The sequence below is a fragment of the Salinisphaera orenii subsp. orenii MK-B5 genome (assembly GCF_003788635.1).
Taxonomy (GTDB): Bacteria; Pseudomonadota; Gammaproteobacteria; order Nevskiales; family Salinisphaeraceae; genus Salinisphaera; species Salinisphaera orenii.
The window spans coordinates 84034-96811 of sequence record NZ_AYKH01000040.1; the positions used below are offsets into that span (position 1 = coordinate 84034).

At 70.6% G+C, this 12778-nt stretch carries 13 protein-coding genes; 6 read left to right on the top strand and 7 right to left on the bottom strand.

What is annotated here, in order from left to right:
• Nucleotides 1-17 precede the first annotated feature (17 nt).
• The gene (locus SAOR_RS13370) at nucleotides 18-368 is read right to left on the bottom strand and encodes a hypothetical protein (protein ID WP_123631875.1); all 351 of its coding nucleotides are present in this window, start codon (nucleotides 366-368) and stop codon (nucleotides 18-20) included.
• 63 nt (nucleotides 369-431) lie between these two features.
• Nucleotides 432-623: a hypothetical protein gene (locus tag SAOR_RS13375; RefSeq protein ID WP_123631876.1), complete on the bottom strand. Its 192-nt coding sequence runs from the start codon at nucleotides 621-623 to the stop codon at nucleotides 432-434.
• A 287-nt stretch (nucleotides 624-910) separates the two neighbouring features.
• Here SAOR_RS13375 and SAOR_RS13380 point away from each other — a divergent pair, with 287 nt between their 5' ends.
• The 3 genes from SAOR_RS13380 to SAOR_RS13390 are packed head-to-tail and all read left to right on the top strand — an operon-like array spanning nucleotide 911 to nucleotide 3438.
• Nucleotides 911-2134, top strand: coding sequence for a Tm-1-like ATP-binding domain-containing protein (locus SAOR_RS13380; protein WP_123631877.1), 1224 nt, complete (start codon nucleotides 911-913; stop codon nucleotides 2132-2134).
• 5 nt (nucleotides 2135-2139) lie between these two features.
• Complete coding sequence (locus SAOR_RS13385; RefSeq protein ID WP_123631878.1) at nucleotides 2140-2973, top strand: phosphoenolpyruvate hydrolase family protein; 834 nt, start codon at nucleotides 2140-2142, stop codon at nucleotides 2971-2973.
• Nucleotides 2974-2994: 21 nt separating this feature from the next.
• Entirely contained in the window at nucleotides 2995-3438 is a 444-nt protein-coding gene (locus SAOR_RS13390; RefSeq protein ID WP_123631879.1) for an SRPBCC family protein, read from the top strand.
• Between the two features lie 202 nt (nucleotides 3439-3640).
• Here SAOR_RS13390 and SAOR_RS13395 read toward each other — a convergent pair whose 3' ends face one another.
• Nucleotides 3641-4807, bottom strand: a complete 1167-nt coding sequence (locus tag SAOR_RS13395; RefSeq protein ID WP_185015691.1) for an MFS transporter — start codon at nucleotides 4805-4807, stop codon at nucleotides 3641-3643.
• Between the two features lie 225 nt (nucleotides 4808-5032).
• Here SAOR_RS13395 and SAOR_RS13400 point away from each other — a divergent pair, with 225 nt between their 5' ends.
• A complete protein-coding gene (locus SAOR_RS13400; protein ID WP_123631881.1) occupies nucleotides 5033-6208 on the top strand; it encodes a PQQ-dependent sugar dehydrogenase in 1176 nt (391 codons plus the stop codon).
• A 487-nt stretch (nucleotides 6209-6695) separates the two neighbouring features.
• A complete protein-coding gene (gene yghU, locus SAOR_RS13405) occupies nucleotides 6696-7568 on the top strand; it encodes a glutathione-dependent disulfide-bond oxidoreductase (RefSeq protein WP_123631882.1) in 873 nt (290 codons plus the stop codon).
• Between the two features lie 169 nt (nucleotides 7569-7737).
• On the opposite strand, the gene SAOR_RS13410 is transcribed toward yghU, so the two are convergent.
• From SAOR_RS13410 to SAOR_RS13425, 4 genes are all read right to left on the bottom strand, one after another.
• Nucleotides 7738-8328 carry a hypothetical protein gene (locus SAOR_RS13410; protein ID WP_148077387.1) on the bottom strand — a complete coding sequence of 197 codons (591 nt, stop codon included), beginning with the start codon at nucleotides 8326-8328 and terminating at the stop codon, nucleotides 7738-7740.
• A 673-nt stretch (nucleotides 8329-9001) separates the two neighbouring features.
• Nucleotides 9002-9469, bottom strand: coding sequence for a cupin domain-containing protein (locus SAOR_RS13415; RefSeq protein ID WP_185015692.1), 468 nt, complete (start codon nucleotides 9467-9469; stop codon nucleotides 9002-9004).
• Nucleotides 9470-9884: 415 nt separating this feature from the next.
• Entirely contained in the window at nucleotides 9885-10523 is a 639-nt protein-coding gene (locus SAOR_RS13420; RefSeq protein WP_123631885.1) for a pseudouridine synthase, read from the bottom strand.
• Between the two features lie 262 nt (nucleotides 10524-10785).
• Nucleotides 10786-11685 carry a LysR substrate-binding domain-containing protein gene (locus SAOR_RS13425; protein ID WP_123631886.1) on the bottom strand — a complete coding sequence of 300 codons (900 nt, stop codon included), beginning with the start codon at nucleotides 11683-11685 and terminating at the stop codon, nucleotides 10786-10788.
• A gap of 87 nt (nucleotides 11686-11772) precedes the next feature.
• Here SAOR_RS13425 and SAOR_RS13430 point away from each other — a divergent pair, with 87 nt between their 5' ends.
• Nucleotides 11773-12711 carry a DMT family transporter gene (locus tag SAOR_RS13430; protein ID WP_123631887.1) on the top strand — a complete coding sequence of 313 codons (939 nt, stop codon included), beginning with the start codon at nucleotides 11773-11775 and terminating at the stop codon, nucleotides 12709-12711.
• Nucleotides 12712-12778 lie beyond the last annotated feature (67 nt).

Consider the following 12778-nt stretch of genomic DNA (forward strand, 5'->3'; position numbering starts at 1 on the left):
CCGGGCGGGCCCGCGTGTCAGCGGGCGTCGATGACCAGTTCGCGCAGCCGGGCGGTCACGTCCTTGCGGCGCTCGAAGGCCTCGCTTTCGGCCAGCGTCACCGCCATCGCGCGATCGTGCGCCGGCACGACCGATCGCACGTGCCGCGTCTTCTGCGTCTTGTAGTCTTCGTAGGCGCCGTAGCAGTCGGCCTGGGCGCGCATCGCGACCGCCTGCGCATCCAGCGCGGTATCGGCTGCATGTGCCATGGCGGCGCCGTGGGCACACTGCCAGTACCGCGTGAAGGCCGCGTCGGCATCCGCCTCGGGCCCGCCGGCGCAGCCGGTGAGCAGGCAGAGGGCAAGCGCGGTGCCGATGAACCGACGCATGGTGTCTCCGAAAAAGGCGATCGAACCGACAGGATACGCCAGATCCGGGGCGCTGATCGGGCGTCAGTCGCGGTCGGTGGACGACGGCGTGTTCGGCGGCCTGCCGGTACGCGCGCTCTGCGTCGTCTGCGTACCGCTACCGCTGCGAAAGCGCTGATAGCGGGACCACAGCTGGCGCGCGCCGCGCTTGATCTTTTCCTGATTCTGCGGCTTGCGCAGCCAGTTGGCCGCGAAGGCGCCGATGGTGCGTTTCATGAGGGTTTCCCGATCGGTTTTGTCTATTTGGCGTCCAATATGGGTGCGACGGGCGGAACGCTCAATAGCGCATGGCCGGACGAAGTCGTGGTGGCGAAACCGAACGCCCCGGGCCGGGCTGCGCGCCGCGTTGCGGGCTGTAGCCGGCGCGCCGCGGCGCCGCCTTAGCCCGCAAGGGCCTGAGCGGGGCCACCGGCGGCCCGCGCGGGTGCCGTGTGGGTCGCGAGTTGCGTCCCGCCTGCGCCGGTAGCAGAGTTGCAGGCCGCATCCAAAAAACGAGAACAACGATGGGATACGCGCTGGTCGCGGGCACCTGCGACACCAAGGGCACGGAGCTGCGGTATGCGCGCGACTGCCTGCGTGCGGCCGGCGTCGAGACGCGCCTCGCGGACCTGGGCACGGGCGGTGCCGGCGACGAGACCGGCGCCGAGATCACGGCGGCGCAGATCGCCGCGCATCATCCCGACGGCGTCGGGGCCGTGCTCGGCCTGGACGATCGCGGTCGTGCGGTGACCGCGATGGCGCTCGCCTTCGAGCGCTTCGTCGCGGCCCGCGACGACATCGACGGCATCCTCGGTCTGGGCGGCTCCGGCGGCACCGCGCTGGTCGCCCCGGCCATGCGTGCCCTGGCCATCGGCGTGCCCAAGGTGATGGTGTCCACGGTCGCCTCCGGCGACGTCGCGCCCTACGTCGGGCCGAGCGACATCTGCATGATGTATTCGGTGACCGACGTGGCCGGCCTCAACCGCATATCGCGCGTGGTCATCGGCAACGCCGCGCACGCGCTGGCGGGCATGCTCCGGCATCCCGTGACCGCGGGCGAGGATCTCAAGCCGGCCCTGGGGCTGACGATGTTCGGTGTGACCACGCCCTGCATCACCCAGCTCACCGAGGCGCTGTCCGCCGACTACGACTGTCTGGTCTTTCATGCCACCGGCACGGGCGGCCAGTCGATGGAGAAACTGCTGGATTCCGGCGCGCTCGCCGGCGTGCTCGACATCAGCACGACCGAGGTCTGCGATCTGCTCATGGGCGGCGTGATGAGCGCCGGCGAAGGCCGGCTGGAGGCCGTCGCGCGCAGCGGGCTGCCCTATGTCGGCGCCTGCGGCGCGCTCGACATGGTCAATTTCGGCGCCGTCGATACCGTGCCGGCGCGCTACCGGGACCGGAACCTCTACGAACACAACGCCCAGGTCACGCTCATGCGGACCACGGCCGAGGAGAACCGCCGGCTGGGCGAGTGGATCGCGGCCAAGCTCAACCGCTGCGACGGGCCGGTACGCTTTCTGCTGCCCGAGGGCGGGGTCTCGGCCATCGACGCGCCGGGCCAGCCGTTCCACGATCCGGCCGCCGACGCCGCCCTGTTCGACGCCCTGGAGACGCACGTGCAGCAGACCGCGGACCGGCGGCTGCTGCGCGTGCCGCACCATATCAACGACCCCGATTTCGTGGCCGCGGCGCTGGCGGCGTTCGCCGACGTCATGCCGGCCCGGCCCCTGCGACAGGAGTGACCCAGATGCCCCGATTCGAACGCAGCGCGATCCTCGACCACCTGCGGGACAAGATCCGCCGGCGCCGGCCGATCGTCGGCGGCGGCGCCGGTACCGGCCTGTCGGCCAAGTGCGAGGAGGCCGGCGGCATCGACCTCATCGTCATCTACAACTCCGGACGCTACCGCATGGCCGGGCGCGGCTCGCTCGCCGGGCTGCTGGCCTACGGCAATGCCAACGAGATCGTGGTCGACATGGCCCGCGAGGTGTTGCCCGTGGTCGAGCGCACGCCGGTGCTGGCCGGCGTCAACGGCACCGATCCGTTCGTGTCCATGGACGCGTTTCTCACGCGTCTGCGCGACATGGGCTTCGCCGGCGTGCAGAACTTCCCCACGGTCGGGCTCATCGACGGCACCTTCCGCGCCAATCTGGAAGAGACCGGGATGGGCTACGACCGCGAGATCGACATGATCCGCCGGGCCCGCGCGCTGGACCTGCTGACCACGCCCTATGTGTTCAGCGCCGAGGACGCCCGCGCGATGACCGCGGCCGGCGCCGACGTCATCGTCTGCCACATGGGCCTGACCACCGGCGGCACCATCGGCGCCGAGACCGGCGTCGATCTGCCGGGCGCGGCCGAGCGCGTGGAGGCCTGGGCCGCGGCCGCCCGCGAGGTCCGCGACGACGTCATCGTCCTCTGCCACGGCGGCCCGATCGCCCAGCCGGCGGACGCGCAGTTCATCCTCTCGCACTGTCCCGGTTGCCACGGCTTCTACGGCGCGAGCAGCATGGAGCGGCTGCCGGTCGAGCAGGCGCTGACCGAGCAGACGCGCCGATTCGTCGATCTCGGCTTCGAATAGCCCCCAACCCCAGGAGCGAACATGGAACGCGTATTCGTCAGCCGCGTCATCGACGCCAGCGCCGACACGGTCTGGCAGGCCGTGCGCGACTTCAACGGCATGCCCGACTGGCATCCGGCGATCGCCGACAGCGAGATCGAGGACGGCCGGGCGCCCGACGCCGTGGGCTGCGTGCGCAGCTTTCATCTGGCCGACGGCAGCCACCTGCGCGAGCAGCTCACCGAACTGTCCGACGCCTATCGGATGATGCGCTACGTCATCCTCGATTCGCCCATGCCCGTGACCGGCTACGACGCCAGCCTGCAGATCCTGCCCGTGACCGAGGGCGACGCCTGCCTGGCCTGCTGGGAGGCCGAGTTCGAGGTCTCGGAGGACGACGACGGGGCCACCGTCGACACCGTGACCAACGGCGTCTTCCGGGCCGGGCTGGAGGCGCTGGCGGCGCAGCTCGAGCGGCCCGGGTGACCGCGCGCCGCCGCGGCTGAACGCCGCGGCCGTCTCCCGTACGGCCGAATCGGGCCCCGCATCGGTCCGGTTTCGATCAGGCCGGGCGTCGCGGTCGCGGGCCGCGGCGAGTACGCCACGCGGCCATTCGCATCACCGTGCCGGCGGTTCACGTTTGGCGGCGAGCGGACTGAAGCCAAGTCCATGGGCCCGGCCCGGTCGATCAGGCCGACGCGGCCCGCGCCTGGCTTCGTGCGGCGATCGTCATGCACGCGCCGGCGATCACGGCCAGCAATACACAGACGATGAGCACCACGGTCCAGCCCAGCGCACCGTAGAGCCAGACCATCGCGCTGGAGCCGAGGGTGCCGCCGGCGAAGACCGCGGCCACGAACAGCGCGTTCACCGTCCCCGACTGGCTGCGCGCGAAATGCGCGTTGAGCATCACGATCTGGGTCGCCTGCTGGAAGACCATGCCGGCGCACATCAGCACCACGCCGATCGCCAGCGCCGCGAACGCGCCGTGGATGACCCCGGCCAGCCCGAGCGTGAACAGCGCGCCGGCAGCCAGCGTCGCCCGGGGCAGGCCGCGGCTGATGCGGGTGATCGCGGGCGCGCCGAGCGACGTGACGATACCCACCGCATAGCCGCCGTAGACGACCGCGAGCATCAGCGTGCCGCCGCGTTCGTAGCCCACTTCGAAGGGCAGACAGGTCAGTATCGTTGTCAGCACGGCGAAGGCCAGCGCCAGTCCCGGATAAGACAGGGTCACCGGGTCCATCCAGGACCGCGGCGTGGCCGGCGCCGGGGCGTTGCCCGTGCCCGCGGGCGCCAGTTCGTCGGTGACCACCGGCGGTCGGCGCAGCAGCGCCACCGAGGCGAGCAGCAGCGCGGCGATGGTCAGGCTGCCGAGCTGCCAGTGCGCCAGCGCGATCGAGGCCACCGCCAGCAGCCGGCCGGCCACGCCCCCGACGATGGTGCCGGCGGTGTAGAAGGCGAGGTCGCGCGCCCGGTTGTCGGAGTCGCGCAGATTCGAGGCGCCGGTGATCACGGCCGGGATCAGCAGCGGCAGGAGCAGCACCTGCAGCCCGCGCAGCGCGAACCAGAGGCCGGGCGAACTCGCGAATGCCTGGGCGGCGAACAGGGCCGCCAACAGCACTTCCGTGACGATCACGATCCGCATCGCCCGTGCGACGGTGATCAGGCGCCCGAACAGCAGCGGCCCGGAGGTCAGCACGATGAAGGCCAGCGTCATCGGCATCGCGCCCCAGAACGGCGTCGTGTCGAAGGCCTGTTCGAGGCGCGCGGCCAGCGGCTGCGGATAGTAGATGCAGGCGGCTGCCGCGGCTCCGGCCGCGCCGAGCTTGAGGGCGTCGCGAAAAGCGGTCATGGCGCATCGGTTAGGGAGGCGGCTGGCTCCACGAGGCCGGAATCCGCCGCCGATGGCAAGCCCCGCGCCGAATGCGCGGGACGGATGACGGCGCGTGGCCGGCCGTGCGCGCGGCTTGGCCGGCAGCGACGCCACCACGGCACTTCCGGGCGCGCGCCGGGTCCAAGCCGGAGACGAAACGCCGGACCGTCGGGCCCGCGCGGCACCGCAACGGAGTGACGAGTCATGACACATCCCGCGATTACGCCTGGGTCGCGCCCCCTGCAACGGCTGGCCGCGGCATGCGTGTTCTGCCTGGCCGCCGGCGCTGCGAGCGCCGCTGCCGCCTTCGAGATCCGCGGCAGCGAGGGCACCCGGCTCGAGGCCCGCGAGATCGCGACGTTCGACGGCCCCTGGGCGATGACGTTTCTCCCGGACGCGTCGATGCTCGTCACCGAGCAGCGTGGGCGGCTGCTGCATGTGAGCCCGGCCGGCGAGACGACGCCGGTCGGCAACGTGCCCGAGGTGGCCTACGGTGGCCAGGGCGGCCTCGGGGATGTCGTCGCCGATCCGGACTTTGCGGATAACGGCCTCGTTTATCTGTCCCATGCCCGCATGGGCGCGGACGGCGACACCCGCGGCGGCGTGGTCGTGCGGGCGCGGCTGGACGTCTCGGGCGAGGCGCCGGTGCTGCGCGAGGTCACCGAGCTCTGGCGCCAGCAGCCGTTCGTCTCCGGCAGCGGTCATTTCTCGCACCGCCTCGCCTTCGGTCCGACGGACACCCCGCAGGCCGGGTATCTGTTCATCACCTCCGGCGACCGCCAGAAACAGACGCCGGCCCAGGCCATGGACGGCAATCTGGGCAAGGTCGTCCGGCTGAACACCGACGGCAGCGTGCCCGAGGACAACCCCTTCGCCGAGGCGGGCGGCGTCGCGGAACAGTTCTACAGCATCGGCCACCGCAATCTGCTGGGCATCGACTTCGACGCCGACGGCGGGCTCTGGGCGCACGAGATGGGGCCGGCCCACGGCGACGAACTCAACCGCGTGGTCGCCGGCGGCAACTACGGCTGGCCCGAGGTCTCCGAGGGCGACCACTACAGCGGCCGGTCCATCCCGGTCCACGACACCCGCGATGCCTTCGAGCCGCCGGCGGTGGCCTGGGTGCCGTCGATCGGCCCCGCGGGTCTGACCATCTACGACGGCGGGACCTTCTCCGACTGGCAGGGCGACGCCCTGATCGGCGGCCTCGTGGCCGAGGCCCTCGTGCGCGTGGCACTCGACGGCGCCGAGGCCCGCGAGGTCGAGCGCTACGAATGGGGCGAGCGCGTGCGCGAGGTCGAGCAGGGGCCCGACGGCGCGATCTGGGTGCTGGAGGACGGCGCCGGCGGTCGTCTGCTCCGGCTGATGCCGGCCGCCTGAGGGCGTTGGCATCGACGGGGTGCGTCAGGCGGGTCGGGATCGAGGCGATCGTTTTCGTGCCGCGCCCGGTCCGGTCGCCCGCGCCGGCCCGGCGGTTCCGGTTGGCCCGCTCCAGCTGGAGCCGTGCGAAGACGACGGGCTCCGCGCCAATCGTTTATGCCCGCGCCGCGCTCTCGTGTCCGCTTGGCCGAGTCGCATCCCGGCCGCGGATGCTTGAGCAGCGCCGGGCGGTTTTTCGGTCCACGCGGGATGACAACGGGCCGCGATCGTCAGGGTCGCGGTCCTCGCCGGAGAGAATCGCCGCCGGCGGCGGACTGTCGCTCGAACGATCCCGGTCGGCCCAGATCGGCGGTCGCGATCGTCGGCTGCCGCTTCAAGGCCTCGGGCGATGCAGCGCCAGCGCGTCGCGCGACCGGCGCGCACCTCTGTAGACTACAGACTCCGGCGCCCCACGGCGCCGAAGCCCATACACCGGCCGGAATCGTCCATGACCGAAGAAAGCGCCTACACCCCGCCCGCCGTCTGGACCTGGAACAAGGACAGCGGCGGCAAGTTCGCCAGCATCAACCGCCCGGTCGCCGGGCCGACACACGACGCCACGCTGCCCGTCGGCGACCATCGCTTCCAGCTCTATTCGCTGGCCACGCCCAACGGCGTCAAGGCCACGGTGATGTTCGAGGAGCTGCTGGAGGCCGGCCACGCCGGGGCCGAATATGACGCCTGGCCCATCCGCATTCAGGACGGCGAGCAGTTCTCCAGCGGATACGTGGCCATCAATCCGAACTCCAAGATTCCGGTGATGGTCGACCACGGCCACGCCGAGCCGCGGCGGGTGTTCGAGTCCGGTTCCATCCTCGTCCATCTCGCCGAGACTTTCGGCGCCTTTCTGCCCGCCGACGGGCCGATGCGCACCGAAGCCATGAACTGGCTGTTCTGGCAGATGGGCAGCGCGCCCTATCTGGGCGGCGGTTTCGGGCACTTCTACGCCTACGCCCCGGAGAAGATGGAATACCCCATCGATCGTTTCACCATGGAGGTCAAGCGCCAGCTCGACGTCCTCGACCGCCGTCTGGCCGACAGCGAATATCTAGCCGGCAGCGACTACACCATCGCCGATATCGCCACCTGGCCCTGGTACGGCGCGCTCGCACTCGGCCGGCTCTATGACGCCGGCGAATTCCTGCAGGTGCAGGAATACACCCACGTGCAGCGCTGGGCGCAGGCGATCGATGCGCGGCCGGCGGTGCGGCGCGGGCGCATGATCAACCGTCTCTGGGGCGACCCGGCGGAACAGCTGCCCGAGCGCCACGACGCCAGCGACTTCGAGCGGCGCACCGCGGACAAGCTCGACGCGGACTGACTGCGCCTGGATCGGCGCCTCTCGGCACGGACGGGATCGCCCTGGTCTTGCTCGAAATCCATCGGCCGGCCCGGACACGATGTCTTCGGCGTCCGGGTCGGCCGCCCGATGCCGGCCCGGCGGCCAACGGCGTCACGGGACTCGTCCCCATGGCGCCGTGCCGAGGGCCTCAGCCCGAGGCGAGCGCCCGCCGGCGCCGCACCAGGCCGGCAAGACCGATCAGCCCGAAGCCCAGCAGGCCCGCGGCGGGCGCCGGCACCGGGCGCGTATCCTCATCAATGACCCAACGGCCGGTGCCGGCGAAGCAGGGGTCGACGGAGTTGCCGGTGCACGGTCCGGTGCCGAAGTAGTCGCTGTTGAAGTCGGTTACCCGCCAGTCCGCTCCCTGACCATTCGAACGCACATTCTCCGCCGTATCGAATATGAACAGGCTGCCGTCGAGAAGGCCGTCGTCGCGAAACTGCAGATTCGCCTGAAGCGTCTTGGCGTCGATCACGAAGCGTGTGTTTCGCGGCGATGCATACGCGCTCAAAATCGCCGGGGTCCGGCCCGCATCGACGTTGATTTCCGCACTGATGATCGGGCTGTCGGGGTAAGGGTCGTCCACGGTGCCGGTGAACGGTTCGCCCGCGCCGCCCGGCGTATAGTTCCGGTTCAGGCTGCCCGAACGATAGGCCGCATCGGTGACGACGATCTGGCCGCCCGTGGCCTGCACGTAGGAGCCGCCCGTGCCGGCGTCGGCCTCGAAGTTGTAGACCACGTTCGCGTGCGCGCCCTGAGTCACGCAGAGTCCGACGAGTGCGGCCGCGGTCGCGCCTATGCCTTTATGCATTCCCTGTCCTTGTAGTACTGGTCGAGGTCGCTTTTTCGCAAGGCGCGTTCCAGCCGCGGCAGGACGCGCCGGGGCCGGCTTCGGGCCGGCACCGCTCATCGTGGATGTAAGGTGAGCCGACACCTATGCGGGGCGTCGCGGTGGCGCCTGCGCGCGGTCCGTGGTGGCCTCGGCACGAGCCCGGGCCGCATGGCAGGCATGACACAAGAAGGACGTCTGGGTCGTATCGTGAACCGGCTGCAGACCCGGCGGGATCGGCCGTGGAGTGTTGGTACAGGCTGGTGTCAGCTCTGATGGCGTGCGATCGAGTTTGAAGCCGCGATCGCTTGTTTCAGAGGCCCAAAGCCGGTTGTCTACGTGGCGCAATGCCTGCCGCGGATGTGCCGTTCGCCGTCGTGCGATCGGCATCGTCGAACGCCGCGGGGCTCGCCGGCGGAGCAGAGGAACGGGCGGTCAGGCCCGAGCCGGACGTCCGACCCGAGCGACAGCCGGTGGATGCAGGTCGAACGCGCGTTGTTCGGCTCGTCGACGCGTAGCGTGACGGGTTGGGTTTCGGCGTCCGGTCCGATCGGCGACTGCCGCCGTGCGCCCGAGGGCCGGGTCAGTCGTCGCTACGCGGATCGTCGGCCGGATCGAGATATTCGATCTCGAAGGGGCCGACGGCCGTGAGCTGCAACACGGCCGGCTCGTCGAGCGTCCACACCTTGTGCGCGGTATTTTTCGGCAGATGAATGAAATCGCCAGGGGCCAGGTCGGTGGGCGCCTCATCCATCTTCGTCTCGTGCTTCGCCGCGCCCGAGATCAGCGTCAAATTCTCGGTCATCGGATGGGTGTGCCAGGCCACTTTGAAGTCCGCCGGAAAGCGAAAGCGCACCACGAACGGTCCTTCGGCTCCGGGGTCGCCGGCCAGCACCTTCATCTGCGCGCCCTCGGGCAGCGAGCCCGGCCCGCTTTGCCATTCGATCCCGTCGGCGTCGGTGATCCGGAATTCGGACCCGGCGAGAGCGGGCGTTGCGGCGAGCATCGCGATGCCCAAGGCGAGGCAGACGGATCGGATAATGGAACGCATGGTCGTGATCTCCTCGTGTACTTTCGTTCTTGTTGCCGCCGCTGCAGTGGGGCGACGGTCCATTGTCGTCTTGGAGACGAGCGTAATCGAAGTAACCGTAGCGGATCACGAGGCATGCTGGCCAGGGGCAGGCTGCAGAGGTATGTCGCGCTGGCCCCTGGAATATTATCCCGAGGAGATTCGATCGCCGTACGCCTGGAGCGCCGTGTGGCGGCAGGGCGCGGCGGCTGCGATGGCAAGCGTGTCGTGAGGGCAATGGCGAGATCGAGATCCGGTGGCCCGGTTCTGTGGATGGCCTCGTCGCGGTGGGGATCGAGTGGGTGGCCGCCTCGCATCGGTAACGGCGACCGGCCCATGGGCTGTGATCGTTGCGGCCCAGGTTCGCCCAGCCGCGCGCCGCAGCGATTGCGGCTCTCTATCGGAATGCCTCGGGCGGCAGCTCGCGCCAGGCCCCGGGCGCCAGCGACCCGAGTTCCCACTGGCCGATGCGCACGCGCACGAGCCGCAGGGTGGGTGCGCCGACGGCCGCGGTCATGCGCCGGACCTGGCGGTTGCGGCCCTCTCGGATCGTGATCTCCAGCCACGTGGTCGGCACGTTCCGGCGATAGCGGATCGGCGGTTCGCGCGGCCAGAGCGCCGGCTCGGCGATCACGGCCACCTCGGCGGGGCGGGTCGGTCCGTCCTTGAGGCCGGGCCCGGCGCTCAGGGCCTCGAGCTGCTCGGCGCCGGGCGCGCCGTCGACCTGGGCCCAATAGGTCTTGGGCAGCTTGTGTTTCGGATCGGTGATGCGCGACTGCAGCCGGCCGTCGTTGCTGAGCAGCAGCAGGCCCTCGCTGTCGCGGTCGAGTCGACCGGCGGGGTAGACGCCGGGCACGTCGATATAGTCCTTGAGCGTGGTGCGCCCGTCGGCATCGCTGAACTGGGTGAGCACCCCGGCCGGCTTGTTGAAGGCGATCAGCCGCGGCGCGGCCGGCGGCGGTGTCGGCTTTCGACGGGGCGCGGGCCGGCCGCCCGGGCGCCGGCGGCGGGACGACTTGCGCGGCGATCGGCTCATGGGGCGGCGCGGTATCGAAACGATGGGTGAACCGCATTCTAGGGACGGTCAGCATTTCATGCGAGCCCGCACCACAGCGCTTGGCGCTTCGGGTTGGACCGCCCGTGAACAATCGCCCCGGGGTGCGCTGCGGTATGGGTCGTATTGATCCTGGCGGGTCACGACTGGCGACTCGCGCCTTGCCGCACACGGCGTGCGATCTTCAGCGCGGTGTGCGCATGAAGTCGGGCCCTCGTACCGGCCGCACCGCGGTGCCAGTGGCTTACCGCACCTCCGGTGCGCCCGCGAGACGGGCCGAGGCGAGTGCGTCGAAGACGATGCGACGCGGCGTCGCCCGCGTGTCGTCGGTGGTCGGCGATTCGACGAGGACGGCCGTGCAGTCGGCCAGCGCCGGCAGGCCGTCGCGGGGCGTGAGCTCGCGCATGCGCGGCGTGAGCCGGCTGCGATCGAGTATGCCGACGGCCACGCCGGCTTCCACGGCCGACTCGATGGCGGCCATGCTCGCGCTGGTGAAGGCCGGCGCCCAGGCGCGATGGGCGGCGTCGAGGGCGTTCAGGCCGAGCTGTCGGTACGGGCAGTCTGGCGGATGCAGGGCCAGGGGCAGGGGATCGCCGGCGGCCAGCACCGCGGTCGTGCCGGCGGCCCAGATCGGGCGGGTACGCCAGAGCGGCACGCCGCCCTGGGGCTCGGTTGCCGCCGTGACGGTCACGGCGATATCCAGCGCGTCCTCGTCCAGCAGGCGCCGCAGCGCGCCGCTGGATTCGGTACGGACCTGCAGACTCAGTTCCGGATGCGCACGGCGCAGTCGCGGCAGAAGATCATCCAGCAGGCGCGGCGTGTACACCTCGGGCAGCCCGAGCCGGACCACGCCGCCGACGCGGTGCGCGGCCAGCCGGTCCACCAGATCGTCGTGGGCCGCGACCACCGCGCGCGAATCGGCCTGGAGCTGCAGACCCCGGGCGGTGGGTGTCACGCCCTGACGGCCGCGTTCGAGCAGGCGCCGGTCCAGCAGTGTTTCCAGGCGTTTGATCTGCTGGCTCACCGCGCCGAGGGTGAGATGCCGGCGTTCGGCGACCGCGCGCAGCGTGCCGAGCTCGCAGGCGAGGTGGAACGTGCGCAGGAGGTCGATATCGAGCTGACGATGGACCGCACCATTTAGCATTTCTAAAGTATAACGCGAATAAATATAGATTTATATTATGCGCGGGCCGGTTCAGGATCAGCGCTCGTTTCGCTGCCGGTCCGTGTCATGCCCGTTCTGTCTTCTTCGCTCTTCGTCAGCATCGGCCTAGTGCTGTGTTGGAGTTCCGGTTTCATCGGCACGCAGATGGCCGCGGACGCCCGCCTCGAGTCGCTCGCCCTGTTCTGCTGGCGCTTCATCCTCGCGGCGTCCCTGTGCCTGATGCTGCTGCTCGCGCGTCGCCGCCGGCCGACCCGCGAGCCGGGCGCCGTGGCGCTGGAACTCGCCGCCGGCAGTCTCAACGTCGGTGGCTTTCTGCTGGGGGTCGTGCTCGCGATCGATCTGGGCGTGAGTGCGGGCGTGACCGCGCTCGTCACGGCCCTGCAGCCGCTGCTCGCCGCGCTGGTTATGAGCCGGCTGCATGGCGAGCGTATCGGCGCGGTCGGTTGGCTGGGCAGCCTGCTGGCCGCGGCCGGCGTGAGCGTCGCCGTGGGCGGTGACATGCAGGGTCTGGTTGCGGCCCCGTGGTGGGCCTATCTGCTGCCGGTGCTGTCGGCGGCGAGCCTCACGGCGGGCAGTCTGCTGTCGACCTACCGGCCGGCCGGGCTCGGGCTGGTCGAACGGCTGATGTGGCAGCTGCTGGCCGCGGCCGCGCTGTTCGCGCTGGCGAGTGCGCTGCGGACCGGGCATGCACCGGCGCTGCCGCGATTCGAGCCCGATATCTGGCGCGCGATCGCGTTCCTCGTCCTGCTGTCGAGCTTCGGCGGCTACGGGTTCTATATCGCCTGCCTGCGTCAGCGCGGTGTGACCTACACGGCGGTGATGTTCTATCTCACCCCGCCCTGCACCATGCTGTGGGCGGCGCTGCAGTTCGGCGACGGCGTGGACACGGCCGGCTGGATCGGCGGCGGGCTGGCCGCGCTGGGCGTGATGCTGGCGTTGCGCGTGGTGGGACAGCGGCGCGAGGACGCCGGGCCCGGCGCGAGCGCCGATGCGGCGGCTGGCTGAAGCCGGCGTTCGGTTGCGCTGCGGCGTATGGCCGGACGCCGCTTCGATCATCGGTCGACGGCGGCGC